An 18,012-nucleotide genomic window follows, 5' to 3' on the forward strand; every position below is an offset into this window, starting at 1 on the left:
TCGCAAATCGGCTTGCTTCACAACGATACAATAAAAAACATCGAGACAAAGACGTTAGTCTTTGTTTCAACTTTTGTTTTTATTATATCATATGTTTGACGGGTTTAACAATCTCCTAGTTTAAATTTTGCGTGGTCCAGCCGTCTTTTGTAAGATAGTTCAGCTTTTCAAAACCAAGACTTCTGACCAGGCTGTACATTTCATCAAACTTACAGTCAATTCCATCAACCTTGTGGGCGTCGGAATTTATAACAATTGGAATATTCTTTTCCCTTATCATCTTCAAAATGAATGTTGAAGGATACTGTTCAGTTGTGTACCCTCTGGCTATTCCTCCGGTGTTAACTTCAATGGATGAGCATGTGTTTTTTATTACATCAAGGCAGCTGTCCACAGCCCTTACGTACCATTCCTCCCTCTCGTCAAACAGGGCATTTTCCTTGTTATTTTTCTTGAACAGATCCAGATGTCCGATTATGGGCGGCTGATGTTTAAAAGCCATTTCTGATATGACATTGTAGTACGTTTCAACAGCCATTCTGGCATCGCCTTTAAAGCATTCATTAATTCCTCTCGTCAGCTCGTCAAGGTTGTAATCTACGGTCCACATTACGCCGTTCTTGAAATACCCCAGGTAATGAACGGAGCCTATGTAGTAGTCAAGTTTATCAATCAGAGACAGCGACAATTCATCAAATCCGATTCCAGGTATGTAATCAAGCTCCATACCCAGAAACACCTCGATTGAACTTTTATATTTTTCCTTCAGATAAGTTACTTCTTCTATGTATTTGTTTACATGTCCAGCCTGTATGTTCCAGTCCGAGAAAAAAGGCGTTGGTCCGTGTGTTGATATTCCTATGGACTGGAAGTTGCTGTTCACTGCCGCCAGTATCATATCCTCTGCGCCGTACTTGCCGTCGCAGTATGCAGTATGGGTGTGCAGGTTGCTCAGGTGCATCGTAGTTCCTCCTATTGTCAGTATCTATATTTTAATTGAAGTTAACCAAATAGTAAAGAAACAATTTTCAGTTTTGATTCACTAATCCTTTTTTCCGACGTATATTAATTGTAAGAAATTATTTGATATTGGAGGATATATATGAGTTATTCAAACTATAGAAATGACACGCCCCACTATAATTCTATGCCATACGGCTACGAACACATGGGCTATGCTCAGGGCCTGTCCGGAGATTGCCTTCCCGGAATGCCTCCGTACGGAAGCAGTATGTACATGCAAAATTACATGCCATCCACGCCTTTTATGGCAAGCGGCATGCAACCAGCATCAATACCAACCATACCAAACATGCCATCCATGCCCGGCATGCCTAATATGATGCCTGGCACACCGTTTATACCAGACAGCCAGATGGATGATCTTCCCGACGGCGACATGCCGGCACTTCCACGAAGCACAATGCCTATGCCGGAAATGAGAGGACCAGGAGGCCTTCCTGCAATGCCCGGCATGCCTCCAGACGGCAACCGCTATCCGGGAATCCTTACTCCCGGAACCGGAACCATCCCCATGGAAATGACATGCGAACAGCTTATGGAACTGGCACGAAACATGAACTGCATGGAGTATATGCAGAAGCACATGGAAGAGATGATGGAGCATGATAATATGACACAGCCGCAAATGCCGGGAATGACCACTCCTCAGATGCCAAGAACTACAATGCCTACCCCGGGTACCACACCGCAGATGCCAAGAACAACCACACCCACACCGGGTTCATCCTCTCCCGCAGCGCCGGGAGGAGGCACAAACAGCCACAACAACCACACCGGAAACAGCCGTTCCATGAGATAGTTTTTATGTAATATTCAAGCCATGCTTGAATATTACATATTTATTATTTATGTCGACCAGATTTTAGTCACATCCGGTCGTTTTTTATCATTTTTTATATATTGCCCGAAAAATAAAATATTTCCAAAAATAAAATAAAGTGTACATACAGTTTTTCTCTTCAGGCTGCATATAATGTATAACTCTGGGGGTGTTTTTTTTGATAGAAAATGTATTGCAGCTGATATTTCCATTATCTGTTTTCATCTTCGGTTACATAACCAACGGAAGTTCGTTTCCGCAGCCACTTAGCAAAGAGGAGGAATCCGAGCTCATACAAAAATCAAAAGAAGGAGACAAAGAAGCACGAAACACCCTTATAGAAAGAAATCTTAGGCTTGTTGCCCATGTTATAAAAAAATACAAGACAGTTGGCATAGACCAGGAAGATTTGATATCTATAGGGACCATAGGATTAATCAAAGCGGTATCCACATTTGACAACAGCAAAGGAATAAGGCTTGCCACATATGCAGCCAAGTGCATAGACAACGAAGTCTTGATGACCATAAGAAGCGACAAGAAGCTGAAGAAGGAAATCTCCCTTCAGGGACCTTTGGGAACCGATAAGGAAGGAAACAACATATACCTCATAGACATAATCAAGTACGAAGGCGAAGAAATAGTGGGAAGGCTTGACAAGGAAGAAAAAATAAAGGCACTGGATGAGATACTGGATAAGACGCTTCAAAAAAGGGAAAAGTGCATAATAGAAATGCGGTACGGCATACGGAACAATGAACACAAAACTCAGAGAGAAATTGCCAAGCTTCTGGGAATATCAAGGTCCTATGTATCAAGAATAGAAAAGAAAGCCTTGAAGAAGCTGTACGACGCACTGGTTTCAAACGTTGGAAATTAGATCAAAAAATTTTAAAAGGCAATTTACATTGCCTTTTTGTATTATCTGTGTTCCTTTATTACTCCTATGCGGTATGCATCCAGGAGTAATTCCAAATCCTTAATCTGGTTCTTTATGCTTTCGCCGTCGTCAGTGTCCTTGACCCTCTTCCTTTCCACTTCTTTTTCAAGCACCATGGTTGTGGAGTGAATATCCTTCTCCTGCTCAATGGCAACCTGGGCGGATTCAAAGGGATCATGCGAAACAAGTATGAGTCCGTAAGAGTTGTAAATCAGCGTGTATCCTGCAATGCCAGTAGTCTTCTGATATGCCCTGGAAAAACCTCCGTCTATTACAAGGAGCTTTCCGTTAGCTCTTATGGGGCTTTCTCCGCTCTTAAGCTTAACCGGCATGTGCCCGTTTATTATGTGGGACGCTTCCGGATTCAGACCGAACTCCTCAAAAATTATTCTGCACATCTTCTCACTATCTTCCAGCTTGAAGTACGGACTTTTATTTTCAACGTGGGATTCCTTGTCGTCAATGAAGTACCTTTCAAAGGTTGTCATCTTGTCTTTGCCGAACAAAGGTGAATCAGGTCCGGTCCAAAGATACCATGTTATGTCCATGCCATAGAGCTTGGCCTCAGGGTCGTTCACATGGAAATATCCTTCGCGCACAAGTATCTCAAGCCTGTCGAAATATTCCTTGCCGCTGTATTCCCTGCCTGAGGAGCCTATTTTGACCTTCTTGAAGCTTCCGTCCTCATTGACGGGTATGCAGCCGTGGTAAAGGAGGTTGGAGTTGAATCTCAGGTACATGCTGCCGTTTGAAAACAAAAACCTAACGTGTTTCTGAAGCTTCTCACTGTTGAGGAAGGAAGACTTAAGCCTTTCCACCAGCTCCATTTCGGCAGGTATGAGTTCATAAGGGTTGTCAGGATTTACCGTGGGGAAGCTTTTATCGTTAAGGGTATACGTCTTGTTGTTAAGTTTGATAGTACCCTCACGATAGTCTATCATGTTCAGAAGAAGTCTGTCTTCCATGTTGAAGTGAGGACGCCTTTTTATTATTTCCCCTTCAAGCTTGAACTGAATTATTGAAATGGCCTTGTGCATTTTTGCAATGAGCCTCAGATCGTTATCTGTGTAAATCTTATCGCTTTCAACAATTGGCTTGAACGACGCACACTCATCATCTCCGTAATATTCCAGGGCGAAGGTAGCCAGAGGAAGCATGTTTATTCCGTAACCGTCCTCGATTGTATCAAGATTTACATATCTGGCGCAGATTCTCAAAACAGTAGCTATACATGCTTCGCTTCCTGCTGCCGCTCCCATCCACAATACGTCGTGGTTGCCCCACTGAATGTCGACGGAATGGTAATTTGTGATAATGTCCATGACAACATCGGCACCGGGCCCTCTGTCAAAAATGTCTCCCACAATGTGAAGTCTGTCTATGACCAGTCTTTGTACCAGCTTTGACATGGCTATTATGAATTCATCGGCTCTTCCTATTTTGATAATGGTCTTTATGATTTCGCTGTAGTATTCTTCCTTGTCAAATTCCTCAGGTCCTCTGTGCATGAGTTCTTCGATTATGTATGCAAATTCTTCGGGAAGAGCTTTTCTTACCTTCATGCGTGAATACTTGAAGGCAGCTTTTCTGCTTATTTCAATAAGCCTGTAGATGGTAATCCTGTACCATTCCTCTATGTTTTCTTCTTGCTTATGAATTATTTCCAACTTCTGTTCCGGATAATAAATTAAAGTAGCAAGACTTTTGATTTCCTTCTCGCTTAAGGTGTCTCCATATACTTCCGTGATTTTTCTTTTGATGTTGCCTGAACCGTTTTTAAGAACGTGGCTGAAGGATTCGCATTCTCCGTGGATGTCAGAAAGGAAATGTTCTGTTCCTTTTGGCAGGTTAAGTATAGCCTGCAGGTTTATTATCTCAGTGCATGCTGAAGCTATGGTAGGAAACTGCTTTGACAAAAGGTCTAAATATCTGAGCTCCTTGTCAAATCCATGTATAGCATCATCATTAGAATAAGTCATTTTCTCAGCTCCTTTTATGGTTATACATAAATTATAGCATATTGAAACCATTAATCCAACATATCTTTGATTCATTTCCATTTATTGTATACTGTTTCAAAGGCAGGAATCATAACCTATTCTGAACCACAGTTTCGTTCACAAATTTGTTTATTCACTTTCGTTCATACAAATTTGGAACTCATAATGTTTGAATTACCTGCAATTTCTTTCTCCCTAACGGTCTAAGAAATTGGGTAAATCATAATCATTGCGGTTGACCTACCGCCATTTGTACTTCGCTGTCGCTCGCACAAATGGGGTTAGGGCTGAAAGGAGGCGCAGTTTCGTTCACCGATTTATCAGCTCGCTGTCGCTCGCATAAATGGGGTTAGGGCATACAAAAAAGCTTCTGCCGAAGCTTTAGAGGTTATCGTGTGATCCGTCGCAGTAAGGCGGATTTTTTGTGTGCTTGCAGCCGCACAGGTGTGAAGTTCCGTCTATGGTGGCTGTAAACTTCATTGGCTCGAAGGAAGTTCCCTGGTGCGAACCGTCACAGAAAGGCTGAGTGCCGCTTATGCCGCAGGTGCAGTAATAGTAACTCTCTCCTTGCTTAAGCTGCACAGCAACAGGCTGTTTCAAAGGTGATTCTGGCTTTTCCATCTATTGCTCCTTTACATAATGTATTTACAGGTATTATGCTCAGGTATCAATGATTTATTCTTTACTTGATTTTAGACAGGATTTTACAATATATCTTCTTCATGTGTTCCTCATTTGAACGCATGCCAATTTCATCAACATCTATCCACATGGCTCCGCTGTTTTCATCAGGTTTTGATATGAGCTGTTCAGTTTCGTCAGCCTCCACCAGGTAAGCTGCATTGAAATGAAGATGCGGCGAAATGAATTCACCATTTTTCATGTGGCCGAAAACAGGCAGAATGTCCAATGAAACCATGTTTTCATTCAGAATCCTGAAGCTTTTTATTCCTGTTTCCTCATTCAGCTCCTTCAAGGAAGTCTTAAGAAGATTTTCCTCCCCGTCAGCATGGCCTCCCGTCCATGACCATGTATTATAAATGTTGTGATGGATCATGAGAACCTTGTCCCTTTTTTTATTCACCACAAATGCAGAGCTTGTCATGTGAGCCAATTTGTTGTCCCTCGTGAGCACGTCGTCAAACTTATCCAAAAATTTAAGAATTACTTCCTTATCGCTTTCTTCCTGCCGGCAGCAGGGTACGTAATTTGTTATAGCTTCAATCCAGTTCATAATATCCAGCTTTCTAAAGTATGATAATCTATTTTACTATAACCAAAAACCCGGCTTACGCCGGGAAAAAACTTGATCTAAATTCTTTTGTCAAGCCAGTTTATCGTATCGGCTATGACTTCATCCTTCACAGGCTCGTTGTATATTTCATGGAACAGCTTGGGATAAATTTTAAGACTCTTGTCCTTTGAAGAAATGTCTCCGAAGAAGTCCCTTGAATCTTTCTCACTAACAAGACCATCGTTGCAGCCGTGCAGAAGCAGCACAGGATATTCAAACTTTTGTGAATTTTCCTTAAGCCACAAAACTCCTTTTAAAACCTCGTAAAAAAGTCCTGCCGAAATTTGTTTTTCCACATAGGGGTCATCGCCATAAGCTTTTACCACTGCAGGATCAGAGCAAACCCCTCCTCCAAGCTCGTTTGGAAAATACGTATCCACAGGCAGATCAGCGGGCATGTCGGATGCAAGTCCTATGTTGTTTCTTGTGAGAGCCCCCGATGTGACTATGCCGGCAGCCTTGCCCGGATACTTGACCCCAAACAATGCAGCTGCAAATCCTCCCATGCTGTGGCCAAGCACAAACAGCGGAAGTGAAGGATTTTCCATCCTGGCAAGTTCTGTTATGAAATTGACATCATCAATAAGCTCGTTGAAATCACCATAGAAAACTTTTTTTCCTTCCGACCTTCCATGCCCCCTGTGGTCAAATCTGTAAACTCCATAGCCGTTATCCGTCAGTTTTTGAGTAAGATAATCGTATCTTCCCTGATGCTCGCAAAGTCCGTGGACTATAACCACCAATGCCTTAGGCTCGTCCGGGAAATCTTTTTTGGCGTACAGTCCTGTACCGTCAAAGGATGAAACAAAAAATTCGTTATTCATGATTCCTCCCAATACATTGTTATCGTTTCCAATAATTGTACTTCAATTGTCAGTAAATGTCAATCAAGCCGGAAGGTTAATTAATGCAAAAAAATAGCACCTTATGGTGCTATTCCATCTCTTAAGACTGAAGAACCTTTCCGTTGTATTTCTCAACGTCAAGTTCCTTTTCACTTTTTGCAACCAGCAGAGAGCTTGTGGCCGCTGCAGTCACGTTTGTAGCGGTACGGGCCATGTCAACTATTGAGCTTATGGGTGTCATAAGAACTATTATTTCTATGGGCAGGCCTGCGGCTGCAAATATGGCTGTTGTAGTTATTGTTGAAGTGCCGGGCACTCCGACGGTTCCAATGCTTACAACTGTTGTCAGCAGAATCAGTATGATGTACTGTGTAACCGAATATTCAATTCCCAGTGCGTTTATGGCGAACACTGCCAGAAGCGTAGGCCAGATTCCTGCGCAGCCCGGCATTCCCATGTTTGCTCCCAAAGGTGCCACAAACGATGCAATGCTTTCGGACACTCCGGAATTTTTAAGCGACTTCACTGTTACAGGTATTGTTCCGATACTGCTCTGCGATGTGAAGGCAACAACCTGGGCAGGCCATATGTGCCTGAAGAACTTAAACGGATTAAGTTTTCCAAATGCTGCAATGAGTATTCCGTTTACCAGGAATGTCTGTACAAAGCAAAGAGCATATGCAACAAGAAGCACTGATAAAAGCGGCATGAGCTTTTCAGGTCCGTTGTTTGAAACAGCGCTGGCAACCAGGGTCAAAACAGCGTATGGCGTAAGCTCTATGACGTATGAAATGACCTTGTAGATTACTTTAGAGCCGGAATCTATAAAGTCCTTGAACGGCTTCGCTTCCTTTTCATTTTCAGAGGACAGGGCAACCAGAGCCACTCCCAGGATCACCGAGAACAATATTATAGGTACTATTGCGTTGTTTGATGCCTGTGCAAAAATGTTCTTTGGAAACAGATCAATGATAACCTGAGTGAACGGAGGAACTTCCTTTGCAACGTAATCCGTTGGAAGATTTACTTCAGCACCTTTTCCAATAAAGAACGCCAGAGCCGTAACGACCGTCAATCCTGAAGAAATGGCGGTATTTCCTGTCAGCCACAATACACTTTTGACTCCGATACTCCTTAATCTTTGAATGTTGTCAAGAGCTGATATGCTTGATATTACGCTGAAGAACAACAGTGGTATAACAAATGCCGATATAAGGCTCACATATATTTTACCGATGGGCTGTACCAAATCCAGCTTACCCCTGAACAAAACGCCAAGTACCAAACCAAAACCCAGGGCCGTCAATGTTCTTATGCCGAAATCAATGTCCTTTTTTGCCATCCATGCAAGAAATCCAATTAACAGTGCGGCAGATCCAAGCGCCGCGTACAAAGTGATATCTATATTCAAATTCATTTTTATTCTCCTTTTATGTTGTTGTGATAATTTGTTTACATTGTAAAAAACTAACTGCTACCTGCAACAACAACATATTCTCCCTGCAGCACCGAAACTTTTCATAAACATCTGCGACCCTATTTCAATCATGGTACTCCTCCTTAAATTACTTTTCCTATATGTTTAGTATGATATAGCATGATATGTCATTTGTCAACTAAATTAATTTGTAAATTTTAACCACGTTTCTTTAGGGAGAATTTTAAAAATGCCGTTGAAATTTTAATGATGCATCATATTTGTATTGAATATTGAGAACATCATGATATAATTTGTATAAGAGAGGAGAATTCCTATGAAAAGTTCTGACAAAAAGCTGGTAGCGCCAATTGTTATAACAATTCTGCTTTTTATCTACCTGGCTGTATTCTGTATTGCATGGCTTTATGAACCCATACCGGCCATATGGAAAATTATCGGTTCAATTGTTCCTCTGGGACTGATTGGTGCAAGTATTTTTGTTTTAGTGGAAAGAATAAAGGAAATAAGGAGTGGTGAAGAAGATGATCTTGGTAAATACTGATTATATAACAGGCAAGGAATTTGAAATGTTAGGGCTTGTAAAAGGAAGCACCATACAGAGCAAAAATATCGGAAGTGATATTACTCAAGGATTGAAAACTATCATAGGCGGAGAGCTTAAGGCTTACAATGAAATGATGAACAACGCCCGTGCCCTGGCAACAAAACGAATGGTCGAGGAAGCAGAAGCAATGGGAGCCGATGCTGTTGTGAACATCCGATATGCCTCAGCATCAGTAATGGCCGGAGCGGCTGAAGTGATGGCCTACGGAACAGCTGTAAAATTCAAGTAGATAAATTTCAATTTACAACGGAGGTAAAATGGACAATTACAATAACCTGGTACTCATGCTGAAGGATTCTCAAACAGGTTTTTTCGACAGCACTGTCGGATCATATGAAATTCCCAATCACATGGAGTATATAGATAAAATCTATGCGGTGCAGGAAGGTGACGGATACTATATATACCTGACGCTTACAACTCATGAAATAGAGGAAGATTGGAAATATTCCGGACTTTTCGATTTGTACGACCATGATGTTTTTTCTGAAAGAATAGTTGAAATTGAAGAATTATCCGGAGACTTCAACCCAAAATGGATCTTGAAAATTCAGTATTCGGAAAACCATAAACAAATAGAAGAATTGCTAAATGAAATACTAAATATTCATGTGGAAGAAACAGAACGGATAATACCGTTAATAAATCCCGATGATTACACGGAGGAAACGGAAGAATAGTTGTAAAGGGCAGCAGTATATCTGTTGCCCTTTAAATTACTTTTCAGTCCGGTCATTGTTACCGGCATATCTCAAGATTTTTTTTATTATTCTACTTTCTTTCTCAGAATGTAGTTTGGCTCCACTTCGTGGTCCATGTATATCTTCACTGTCATCTGAGCGTGGGGAGCTGAATCTATCTTGTTGCCCTGTGCGTCTCTTAAATCCCTGGCCACAACTTCAAAGTGTCTTCCTTTGGGTCCGAAGCCTTCCAGCAGATCACCCTCACTGAACTTGTTTCTTTGCTCAACCGTGGCTATTTTTGTTTCTTTGTCATAGGATCTTATAATTCCAACCACATCGTAAGTTCTGATGTAGCTGCTTGAATTGTATATCTGTCCGTCCTTGTACGGGTTGCCCAGGAAAAAGCCGTAAGAGAAATCCCTGTGAGAAGTCTTTTCAACTTCTTCCTTCCAGTAGCGTGTATTTCTTTCACTTTCAGGCTTTTCAAGCTCGTCAAGGGCATTTCTGTATGAACGTACCGCAACCGCAGTGTAGTACTCGCTTTTGTTTCGGCCTTCGATTTTAAGAGCTGTAATGCCTAACTCCTTAAACTTCTGAAGGTGTTCCACCATGCACATGTCCTTGGAGTTCATGATGAACGTTCCTTCTTCATTCTCTTCTATGGGGTAGTACTCACCCGGACGCTTTTCCTCCACCAGGTTGTACTTCCACCTGCATGCCTGTGCGCAGTCTCCTTTGTTTGAGTATCTTCCCGTCATGAAGCTTGACAGAAGGCACCTTCCGGAGTATGAAATGCACATGGCTCCGTGGACAAAGGATTCAAATTCAAGGTCCTTTGGAGAATTCTTCACTATTGCTTCTATTTCTTCAAATGTAAGCTCCCTGGCAAGAACTATTCGGCTTACGCCCTGCTTATACCAAAAATTTGCCGAATGGTAGTTGGTTGTATTGGCCTGGGTGCTAAGGTGAATTCTCATGTCTGGTATGGTTTGCTTCACAAGATCCACAACTCCCGGATCTGCAACTATGAGGGCATCAGCTCCTATCTTGGAAAGATACCTCAGATAATCTTCAAGACCATCCAGATCATCGTTGTGTGGTGCTATATTCACTGTTATGTTTGATTTTTTGCCATGCTTGTGGCAATACTCTATTCCTTCTTCCAATTCCCTGCTGCTGAAATTCTTGCCTGCTGCCCTCATACCCATAGTCTTTCCGGCGAAGTACACTTCGTCTGCCCCGTACTCAACAGCCATGATGAGCTTATCTAAATTTCCCGCAGGTGCTAACAATTTTGGTAACATATATTCTCCTTATTTGATTAATGTGACTGCCAGTCCGTCCCCCAGGGGAAGAACCGATGTAATGAACCTGTCGTCATTTGAGATGTATTCAAGATAGTTTCTCATGTTTCTCACAAGAGTTTTTTTTCTTCTCACAACCAGGTCGTCTGTTGCTATCATGCCCTGATAAAGCACGTTGTCGGAAAGAATCATTCCTCCGGGTTTCATCATCCTGCAGCACTTGTCAAAGAATGTCCTGTAGTAACTTTTGGCTGCGTCGATGAAAGCCATGTCAAAGGTACCTGCAATGTTGTCAAGATTCTCCACAGCATCTCCCAGATGAACCTGTATTTGTTCTTCAAGTCCGAAGCTTTTGATGTTTTTAAGAGCTTCGTCGTAAAATTTTTCGCTTCGTTCCAGCGTCACTACTCTTCCTCCCGGTTTCATGGCGTTCACCATGAATATGGAGGAATAACCCACGTTGGTGCCAACCTCAATGATGCTTCTGGCCTCCAGACGGTTTATGACCAGCTTTATGAACTGACCGACTTCCTTGTGGATTATGGGAAGATTTCTCTCCAGACAATCCTGTCTGAATTTTTCAAGTTTTTCATCCTCATACTTAATGAGGCTTTGTATATATGTGTCTATATATTCTCTGTTTATATTGTCCATTTTTCATCCTTATTGTAAATACTCATTTGCTGCCTTTATGTGTTCATCGTAGGTCTTTGAAAAATAATGGGAGCCGTCTCCCTTTGCTACGAAGAACAAATAGTCCGCATCCGCAGGCTCAAGTACAGCATTGATCGAAACTCTGCCTGGTGAATTGATGGCTGCGGGCGGAAGTCCGTAAACCACATATGTGTTGTAGGGAGAGTCAATTGCTATGTCGTCGTACGTCAGTCTTTCCTTCCATTCTCCCTGTGCGTAATTGACGGTTGCGCAGGATTGAAGCTTCATGTTGATGTCAAGGCGGTTTAAAAACACAGCTGCAACCTCATCCCTCTCCTCGTCAAGAAGCGCTTCCTTTTCTACAATGCTTGCAAGAATCATGGTATCTGTAAAGTCAAGCTTGGCATTTTCAAGCTTTGGCTTTATTTCAGCAGTATAGTAATCGTCAAACTGCGACAGAAGCACTCTTATGATGTCTTCTTCGCTTGAATTTTTGTACACGTTGTAAGTGTCAGGCATCAAAAATCCCTGAAGGTTTTCTATTTCAGGATTATCCTTGAGAAACTCATAATCATCCCTGAAGTAGTTTGCATCCTTCATCATTGCAGAAAGGCTTTCGTAGCCAAGACCAGTCTGTTCAGAAATAGACTTGGCAGCTTCTTCCAGCGTAAGGCCTTCAATGACAGTTATGTTTAAAGTATTCCCGGAATCACCTCCGCTTATTAAAGCCTGCAGCAGTTCATCAGCATCCATGCTCCTTGAAAGCATGTAGGTTCCTGCCTTCAGCCTTGAGTCTGCTCCTGTTTTTTCCGTGTGATACTTGAAAACCCGAATATTTTTTATCAGATTGTTTTCCTTCAATATTTCCGCTATGTCGCTTGTTGTGCTTCCAGAAGGAATTTCAACCGCAATTTCGGCTGTATCGTTCATATCTACAGCTTCAAGGTTTTCTTCCATGTAGTTGTCCATCAGCATGAAAGCACTTGCAGCAATGATTGCCACCAAAAGCACAGCAATTATTTTTCTCATAAGTCCTCCGTATATGTAAACATATAGTTTCTATTTTTTTGAAATCCATTAAATTATACAACCTTTCATTCCCAATTACAATAAAAATCATATTTTTGACTTTCGGTGAATATTTTTTTTGTCTTCGGCAATCATAATAATGCTTGTTACTTCGAAGAGAGGGCTGGTTCTTTTGGACAGATTGAACTTGGGCGACGCTCCCAATACGAAGATTGATAACTTAAGCGTATTAAGATTAAAGATGGGTGGAAACAGAGGTTTATCCAGTGACTTAGACGGTAAGCTGAATCCAAACTTAAGTATTCTTTCCAAAAAAGAGAATACAAAAATGGAAAACAAGAAGATTGTTAATAACAAACCATCCCAATTCGGACCTATTTGGGGTGTTGACTTCCACATTATCAAAAAGTAATAAGCATGTAAGCAGCCGGTGAATTTTCGCCGGCTGCTTTATTTGTGCAACGGCATTTTTCAAGACTTAGCATCTATGATTAATTAACAAAAGCAAATAAAGCAACATATTATAAACAAAATACATAAGGAGGTTCACATGATTTCCAGAAATAATTCCAATTCAGATACAAATTTCACCGATGCCATCATTGAAAGAAACCGCCAATGCCTGACAATAGGAAGGATCGCACCGGACTTCACTGCAATCACAACTTCAGGAACAGTTACACTGTCCCAGTACCGTGGAAAATGGGTGCTTCTTTTTTCTCACCCGGGAGATTTCACTCCGATCTGTACCAGTGAATTCATAGCATTCACCATGCTTTATCCGGAATTTGTAAAAAGGAACGTGCAGCTTTTAGGCGTAAGCATAGACAGCAATCCCGCCCATATAGGATGGTTTTACGACATTCTTCAGAATACAGGCATAAAAATTCCATTCCCCCTGATTGCCGACAGGGACGCCAATGTGGCTGCCCTTTACGGCATGGTTAATCCTGACAGAATCTATGAACAAAGCGTTAGGGATGTGTTTATAATAGACACTAACCAGCGCATAAGGGCCATCCTTACGTACCCTGCTACCAACGGAAGGAACATGTATGAGCTCTTAAGACTCATTGACGCCCTGCAGCTTTCAACAGAATACAACGTTGGAACGCCTGCCAACTGGATGCCCGGCGATCCTGTCATAATCCCAGCGCCCAGAACATTTGAAGAAGCCGTTCAAAGGGGTACTAATCCAAACCCTGACTGGAACTGCATGAATTGGTATACCTGCTACGGTCCTTATCCGGGAGATGCAATCGGAGAAACGGTCCCTATGAGCCCCGGAATGGGTCAGCGAGGAACGGCAGGTGACTTGCAGGGCGGTGAAACCTCGGGTGTGCCTGAAAGCGATGAAACAATCATTCATCAGCAGCCTGAATAGATTAAAAATTGCTCCGCAACACCGCTAGGAAACCTGTATCCCCCGACTGCTATTAAAAAAAGGACTCACGTCCTTTTTTGTTTATTCTTCATCATAGTCTGAAAAATCAGCAAACTTTTCAAATTCCTCAATGCTTCCCGTTATGTCTTCAGGGTCAACCTCGATGATAATAGGAAGAATCATAGGATTTCTTCTTATTTTTTCATAAATGAAGCTGCTTAAGGCATCTTTTATGATCATCTTGATGTTGTTCCATTCCTTGACCTTGGTGTCTGCGCACTTGGCCAGAGCTTTTCTCACTACCATCTTTGACTCTTCGATCAAATCTATGTTTTCCCTTACGTAAATGAAGCCTCTTGACACAATTTCAGGTCCGGCAAGAACCTTTCCTGTGCCCTTTTCCGTTGAAAGCACTATTATTATCAGGCCGTTTTCAGCCAGCAGCTTTCTGTCTCTCAGGACTATGTTTCCCACATCTCCTACGCCAAGTCCGTCGACCAGAATGTTTCCCGATGTTACTGTGTTATTCTTGGAGATTGATTTCGATGTAAGCTCTATTACATCGCCGTTTTTTCCTATTACGGTGTGGTCTGCAGGTATTCCCATTTCTTCAGCAAGCCTTGCATGCTGAACCAGGTGTCTGTATTCGCCGTGCACCGGAATGAAAAACTTGGGCTTTAAAAGTGACAGCATAAGCTTCAATTCATCTCTTCTTGCATGGCCCGAAACGTGAACCTGAGTAAGTGCATCATAATATACAATGGCACCTTTTTCGTAAAGCATGTTTATAACCCTGGACACGGTTTTCTCATTGCCCGGTATGGCGCTGGCAGAAATAATAACCAAATCGCCTTGCTTTATCTGTATTTTCTTGTGATCGCTGTTGGCAATTCTCGTAAGTGCCGACATAGGCTCTCCCTGACTGCCTGTGGTTATGAGCACTATTTCATTGTCTTTGTATTTTTTCAGGTCGTTGACGTTTATGAGCGTTCCGTCCGGAATGTCCAGATAGCCCAGTTCCTGTGCCACATCAATGTTGTTTATCATGCTTTTACCTGACACGGCAACTTTCCTGCCATAGGCAACGGCAGCATTTATTACCTGCTGTACACGGTGGATGTTTGAAGCAAAAGTTGCCACCAAAATTCTTGACTCGCAGTTTTTAAAGGATTCTACAAATTTGTCGCCCACAGTTCTCTCTGAAGCCGAGAAACCTTGTCTTTCAACGTTTGTGCTGTCGGACATGGCCAGAAGCACGCCTTTTCTGCCAAGCTCCGCATATGTTCCAAGGTCCATAACATCGTCATCGATGGGTGTGAAATCTATTTTGAAGTCACCGGTGTGCACGACCATTCCGATTGGCGTGTCAATGGCAAAACCAACGGCATCAGGTATGCTGTGGTTGCCTCTTATGAATTTAACCTTGAAGCATCCCAGGTTTATTGTCTGGCCCGCTTCCACCACATTTAGCGATGCATCCTCAATTTTATGTTCGAGGATCTTGTTCTGAACAAGTCCAAGCGTGAGCCTTGTTCCATAAATAGGCACATTAATCTTTTTCAAAAGGTACGGAATATTGCCTATGTGATCCTCATGACCGTGGGTAAGCAGTATTCCCTTTATTTTATCCTTGTTTTTTATCAAATATGTTATGTCAGGTATAACAATGTCTATACCGAGCATTTCGTCATCCGGAAAGGACATTCCGCAGTCTATTACTACGATGTTGCTGCCGTATTCTATAACGGTCATGTTCTTTCCTATTTCCCCAAGACCTCCCAGGGGTATTACTTTAAGCTTGTGTTTCTTTTCTGTTGCCATCTTCATTCTCCTTATTTCTGCATTGACTGCAGAGTCCGGTGAATTTGACCACATGATTCAATATCTCAAAATTGTATTGTTTTTCTATTATTTCTTCCAATGAGTTCATCAAGTCTTCCTTGACTTCAATGATTTTTCCGCATTTCTTGCACAACAAATGATGATGCTGATGGATTTCATTGCTGTTTTCAGATAAAATCTCGTACCTGCTCAGCCCGTCACCAAATTCATGCCGGTAAACCAAACCTATTTCTTCAAAAAGTTGCAGAGTTCTGTAGGTTGTAGCTATGCCCATTTTGGGGTTCCTGTTCTTTACAAGCTCATAGATTTCTTCCGTGCTTAAATGCTTTTCTTTGTTTTCAGCCAGGATCTCATAAATCAAGCTTCTTTGTATTGTTATCTTATAACCATTTTCACACAGCAATTTAACCAGGTAATCTGCTTCACCCATAATGAACACCTCAGCAAATGATTAAATCAAATCATCCGCTATTCCTTCATATACTTCTATAACTTCCTGAATCTCTTCTTCATCTTCCACGGGAATGAATACACCGTTGCCGTCTTCCGCTTCCTCAACATAAAATATCATGCCTTCGTCGGAGCCTATCTCATGAAGAACGGCGTACATGGTATCATCTATATGGAATGTTGCTTCCACAACAAGCTTTTCCGTCTTTCCTTCTTCATTGATCAGTTCGATAATGTTGTCTTCCATAGTCACCTCTTGGCATTATAGTTTTTTTCGCTGCATATATCCTGTAAGAATCTGAACTGCGGCTAATTTGTCTATTACTTCTTTTCTTTTTTTCCTTTTAACATCGGCATCTATCAGCATTCTTTCTGACATGGTAGTGGTAAATCTCTCATCTTCCAGCTCAACAGGCAAATCAATGTGATGCTGTTTCATCTTTTCTATGAATGCAAGCACCTTCTCACCCTGGATTCCGACCGTTCCGTCCAGCATCTTGGGTAGTCCTGCCACTATTTTCGTCACCTGATATTCATCAATGATTTTTCTGAGCTCGTTGATATCGTTCTTTATATTTGTTCTTTTGATTGTAGTGACTCCCTGAGCAGTAATCATCAATAAATCACTGACAGCCACTCCTATTGTTCTGTCTCCCACATCCAGGCCCATCAATCTGTCCATAGATACCTCACACAATTTTGATATAAAAATCTGTACATTCACCGGCGCAATAGCTGCACAGCACGCACCTGTCCATGTCAACGACGCATTTTCCGTCAACAATACTCAGGGCATTCTGTCTGCATTTCACTGCGCATTTTCCGCAACCAACGCACCACTCTTCTACTACGAGTGTTCTCTTTTGGTTTCTAATTTTATTTTTTATGTTAATATTTAACTCATTGTTTTCCAAGTAAGCGATATTAGCATCGATTTCTGCCTCGGTGCTCATACCGACTGCTATGGAGTCCACAAAATCCAGGCTGCTTGCAAACTTAAAAGCTTCCCTGGCCTGATTTATCAGGTGTCCGCCCCCATAGACCTTCATTGCCATTATGAATTTCCCGCCTTGTTTTGCATTTTTTACGGCTTCAACCATGTCATTGACTGTGCCGTCGGAAATTCCTATTCCTTTCATGTTCAAAAGCGGAAACACAAATTCTATTTCCTTGAAATTTACGCTGTCCCTGACAGCAGCCACCCTGTGAGTGGATATTCCCAGGTGCCGTATTATCCCTTCCTGCCTGTATTTCAAGAAACGTTCAACTGCCCGGTAGTGTCCCAGAAAGTTGTTGCCGTTTTCCTGCTCATGCAGCATGAACACATCCAGATAATCCGTGTTCATTTCCTTCAAAGCCTTATTGACGCTATATTCCGCAGTCTTTTCGTCATATGCATAGCTTTTTGTAGCTATGGTTAGTTTATCCCTGTCTTTGTCTTTTATGAATTCATTTAAAATATTATAGTTGTCATAAAGCTCTGCTGTGTCAAAAAAATTTATTCCTCTGTCATACGCGTAATTAAGCAGATTTACTTTGTTCTTCGTGTTGTCGACATTTTGAAGACCGCTTAAGGACAAAGTTCCGTAACACAATTTTGAAACATTTTGTTTTTCAAAAAAATCAATATACTTCATCTTCCACCACACCGTTCATTGTAGGAGTGCCGGACCACATATATAAAAGAGCAGTATATGTA

At 41.8% G+C, this 18,012-nt stretch carries 21 protein-coding genes; 7 read left to right on the plus strand and 14 right to left on the minus strand.

Features of this window, described 5'->3' with window-relative positions; translation table 11 throughout:
- Positions 1-115 precede the first annotated feature (115 nt).
- The gene (locus AAGU76_RS03240; protein ID WP_342483999.1) at positions 116-961 is read right to left on the minus strand and encodes a histidinol-phosphatase; all 846 of its coding nucleotides are present in this window, start codon (positions 959-961) and stop codon (positions 116-118) included.
- Between the two features lie 141 nt (positions 962-1,102).
- Between AAGU76_RS03240 and AAGU76_RS03245 the strand changes: the two genes are divergently transcribed.
- Together AAGU76_RS03245 and sigK are read left to right on the plus strand one after the other, a co-directional pair.
- Complete coding sequence (locus tag AAGU76_RS03245) at positions 1,103-1,822, plus strand: hypothetical protein (protein ID WP_342484000.1); 720 nt, start codon at positions 1,103-1,105, stop codon at positions 1,820-1,822.
- A gap of 199 nt (positions 1,823-2,021) precedes the next feature.
- A complete protein-coding gene (gene sigK / locus AAGU76_RS03250) occupies positions 2,022-2,723 on the plus strand; it encodes an RNA polymerase sporulation sigma factor SigK (RefSeq protein ID WP_342484001.1) in 702 nt (233 codons plus the stop codon).
- A gap of 41 nt (positions 2,724-2,764) precedes the next feature.
- Here sigK and AAGU76_RS03255 read toward each other — a convergent pair whose 3' ends face one another.
- The 5 genes from AAGU76_RS03255 to AAGU76_RS03275 form a co-directional block, all read right to left on the minus strand.
- Positions 2,765-4,762: a fructose-1,6-bisphosphatase gene (locus AAGU76_RS03255; protein ID WP_342484002.1), complete on the minus strand. Its 1,998-nt coding sequence runs from the start codon at positions 4,760-4,762 to the stop codon at positions 2,765-2,767.
- Between the two features lie 402 nt (positions 4,763-5,164).
- Positions 5,165-5,404: a CDGSH iron-sulfur domain-containing protein gene (locus AAGU76_RS03260; protein WP_342484003.1), complete on the minus strand. Its 240-nt coding sequence runs from the start codon at positions 5,402-5,404 to the stop codon at positions 5,165-5,167.
- A gap of 61 nt (positions 5,405-5,465) precedes the next feature.
- Entirely contained in the window at positions 5,466-6,017 is a 552-nt protein-coding gene (locus AAGU76_RS03265) for an NUDIX hydrolase (protein ID WP_342484004.1), read from the minus strand.
- Positions 6,018-6,094: 77 nt separating this feature from the next.
- On the minus strand, positions 6,095-6,901 hold the full coding sequence (locus AAGU76_RS03270; RefSeq protein ID WP_342484005.1) for a lysophospholipase: 807 nt from the start codon (positions 6,899-6,901) through the stop codon (positions 6,095-6,097).
- 121 nt (positions 6,902-7,022) lie between these two features.
- Complete coding sequence (locus AAGU76_RS03275) at positions 7,023-8,339, minus strand: dicarboxylate/amino acid:cation symporter (RefSeq protein WP_342484006.1); 1,317 nt, start codon at positions 8,337-8,339, stop codon at positions 7,023-7,025.
- 337 nt (positions 8,340-8,676) lie between these two features.
- Here AAGU76_RS03275 and AAGU76_RS03280 point away from each other — a divergent pair, with 337 nt between their 5' ends.
- From AAGU76_RS03280 to AAGU76_RS03290, 3 genes are read left to right on the plus strand one after another with little or no spacing between them, the layout of a single operon-like run.
- Positions 8,677-8,904: a hypothetical protein gene (locus AAGU76_RS03280; protein ID WP_342484007.1), complete on the plus strand. Its 228-nt coding sequence runs from the start codon at positions 8,677-8,679 to the stop codon at positions 8,902-8,904.
- Positions 8,885-9,196: a YbjQ family protein gene (locus AAGU76_RS03285; protein WP_342484008.1), complete on the plus strand. Its 312-nt coding sequence runs from the start codon at positions 8,885-8,887 to the stop codon at positions 9,194-9,196. Before AAGU76_RS03280 ends, AAGU76_RS03285 begins: the two co-directional genes overlap by 20 nt.
- Positions 9,197-9,224: 28 nt before the next feature.
- On the plus strand, positions 9,225-9,647 hold the full coding sequence (locus tag AAGU76_RS03290) for a DUF6762 family protein (RefSeq protein WP_342484009.1): 423 nt from the start codon (positions 9,225-9,227) through the stop codon (positions 9,645-9,647).
- Positions 9,648-9,733: 86 nt separating this feature from the next.
- Here AAGU76_RS03290 and AAGU76_RS03295 read toward each other — a convergent pair whose 3' ends face one another.
- Genes AAGU76_RS03295 through mltG form a run of 3 tightly spaced genes read right to left on the minus strand, consistent with a single transcriptional unit; the run spans position 9,734 to position 12,637 of the window.
- Positions 9,734-10,954 (minus strand): U32 family peptidase, encoded by a 1,221-nt coding sequence (locus AAGU76_RS03295; protein ID WP_342484010.1) that lies wholly within the window; start codon positions 10,952-10,954, stop codon positions 9,734-9,736.
- Positions 10,955-10,963: 9 nt separating this feature from the next.
- The gene (locus AAGU76_RS03300) at positions 10,964-11,608 is read right to left on the minus strand and encodes an O-methyltransferase (RefSeq protein ID WP_342484011.1); all 645 of its coding nucleotides are present in this window, start codon (positions 11,606-11,608) and stop codon (positions 10,964-10,966) included.
- Between the two features lie 9 nt (positions 11,609-11,617).
- Entirely contained in the window at positions 11,618-12,637 is a 1,020-nt protein-coding gene (mltG, locus tag AAGU76_RS03305; protein ID WP_342484012.1) for an endolytic transglycosylase MltG, read from the minus strand.
- Between the two features lie 172 nt (positions 12,638-12,809).
- On the opposite strand from mltG, the gene AAGU76_RS03310 reads away from it, so the two are divergent.
- A complete protein-coding gene (locus AAGU76_RS03310; protein WP_342484013.1) occupies positions 12,810-13,049 on the plus strand; it encodes a hypothetical protein in 240 nt (79 codons plus the stop codon).
- A gap of 138 nt (positions 13,050-13,187) precedes the next feature.
- The gene (locus tag AAGU76_RS03315) at positions 13,188-14,021 is read left to right on the plus strand and encodes a peroxiredoxin (protein WP_342484014.1); all 834 of its coding nucleotides are present in this window, start codon (positions 13,188-13,190) and stop codon (positions 14,019-14,021) included.
- 81 nt (positions 14,022-14,102) lie between these two features.
- Here the strand turns inward: AAGU76_RS03315 and AAGU76_RS03320 are convergent, their stop codons facing one another.
- From AAGU76_RS03320 to AAGU76_RS03340, 5 genes are read right to left on the minus strand one after another with little or no spacing between them, the layout of a single operon-like run.
- A complete protein-coding gene (locus AAGU76_RS03320) occupies positions 14,103-15,842 on the minus strand; it encodes a ribonuclease J (protein WP_342484015.1) in 1,740 nt (579 codons plus the stop codon).
- Complete coding sequence (locus AAGU76_RS03325) at positions 15,814-16,293, minus strand: Fur family transcriptional regulator (RefSeq protein ID WP_342484016.1); 480 nt, start codon at positions 16,291-16,293, stop codon at positions 15,814-15,816. The genes AAGU76_RS03320 and AAGU76_RS03325 overlap by 29 nt, the downstream gene beginning before the upstream one ends.
- Before the next feature lie 21 nt (positions 16,294-16,314).
- Positions 16,315-16,560: a DUF1292 domain-containing protein gene (locus AAGU76_RS03330; protein ID WP_342484017.1), complete on the minus strand. Its 246-nt coding sequence runs from the start codon at positions 16,558-16,560 to the stop codon at positions 16,315-16,317.
- A gap of 15 nt (positions 16,561-16,575) precedes the next feature.
- Positions 16,576-16,995, minus strand: coding sequence for a Holliday junction resolvase RuvX (gene ruvX / locus AAGU76_RS03335; RefSeq protein WP_342484018.1), 420 nt, complete (start codon positions 16,993-16,995; stop codon positions 16,576-16,578).
- Positions 16,996-17,002: 7 nt separating this feature from the next.
- Positions 17,003-17,950 (minus strand): aldo/keto reductase, encoded by a 948-nt coding sequence (locus AAGU76_RS03340; protein ID WP_342484019.1) that lies wholly within the window; start codon positions 17,948-17,950, stop codon positions 17,003-17,005.
- Positions 17,951-18,012 lie beyond the last annotated feature (62 nt).

Origin of the sequence: Sedimentibacter sp. (genome assembly GCF_038562225.1) — a bacterium.
Lineage (GTDB): Bacteria > Bacillota > Clostridia > Tissierellales > Sedimentibacteraceae > Sedimentibacter.

Excerpts from the sequence above, each read along its gene's own strand:
- AAGU76_RS03295 (WP_342484010.1), bottom strand. The coding sequence starts at position 10,954 with ATGTTACCAAAATTGTTAGCACCTGCGGGAAATTTAGATAAGCTCATC.
- AAGU76_RS03330 (WP_342484017.1), bottom strand. The coding sequence starts at position 16,560 with ATGGAAGACAACATTATCGAACTGATCAATGAAGAAGGAAAGACGGAA.
- AAGU76_RS03340 (WP_342484019.1), bottom strand. The coding sequence starts at position 17,950 with ATGAAGTATATTGATTTTTTTGAAAAACAAAATGTTTCAAAATTGTGT.
- AAGU76_RS03315 (WP_342484014.1), top strand. The coding sequence starts at position 13,188 with ATGATTTCCAGAAATAATTCCAATTCAGATACAAATTTCACCGATGCC.
- ruvX (WP_342484018.1), bottom strand. The coding sequence starts at position 16,995 with ATGGACAGATTGATGGGCCTGGATGTGGGAGACAGAACAATAGGAGTG.
- AAGU76_RS03245 (WP_342484000.1), top strand. The coding sequence starts at position 1,103 with ATGAGTTATTCAAACTATAGAAATGACACGCCCCACTATAATTCTATG.
- mltG (WP_342484012.1), bottom strand. The coding sequence starts at position 12,637 with ATGAGAAAAATAATTGCTGTGCTTTTGGTGGCAATCATTGCTGCAAGT.
- AAGU76_RS03280 (WP_342484007.1), top strand. The coding sequence starts at position 8,677 with ATGAAAAGTTCTGACAAAAAGCTGGTAGCGCCAATTGTTATAACAATT.
- AAGU76_RS03275 (WP_342484006.1), bottom strand. The coding sequence starts at position 8,339 with ATGAATTTGAATATAGATATCACTTTGTACGCGGCGCTTGGATCTGCC.
- AAGU76_RS03260 (WP_342484003.1), bottom strand. The coding sequence starts at position 5,404 with ATGGAAAAGCCAGAATCACCTTTGAAACAGCCTGTTGCTGTGCAGCTT.
- AAGU76_RS03325 (WP_342484016.1), bottom strand. The coding sequence starts at position 16,293 with ATGGGTGAAGCAGATTACCTGGTTAAATTGCTGTGTGAAAATGGTTAT.
- AAGU76_RS03255 (WP_342484002.1), bottom strand. The coding sequence starts at position 4,762 with ATGACTTATTCTAATGATGATGCTATACATGGATTTGACAAGGAGCTC.
- AAGU76_RS03270 (WP_342484005.1), bottom strand. The coding sequence starts at position 6,901 with ATGAATAACGAATTTTTTGTTTCATCCTTTGACGGTACAGGACTGTAC.
- AAGU76_RS03300 (WP_342484011.1), bottom strand. The coding sequence starts at position 11,608 with ATGGACAATATAAACAGAGAATATATAGACACATATATACAAAGCCTC.
- AAGU76_RS03265 (WP_342484004.1), bottom strand. The coding sequence starts at position 6,017 with ATGAACTGGATTGAAGCTATAACAAATTACGTACCCTGCTGCCGGCAG.
- AAGU76_RS03320 (WP_342484015.1), bottom strand. The coding sequence starts at position 15,842 with ATGGCAACAGAAAAGAAACACAAGCTTAAAGTAATACCCCTGGGAGGT.
- AAGU76_RS03240 (WP_342483999.1), bottom strand. The coding sequence starts at position 961 with ATGCACCTGAGCAACCTGCACACCCATACTGCATACTGCGACGGCAAG.
- AAGU76_RS03285 (WP_342484008.1), top strand. The coding sequence starts at position 8,885 with ATGATCTTGGTAAATACTGATTATATAACAGGCAAGGAATTTGAAATG.
- AAGU76_RS03290 (WP_342484009.1), top strand. The coding sequence starts at position 9,225 with ATGGACAATTACAATAACCTGGTACTCATGCTGAAGGATTCTCAAACA.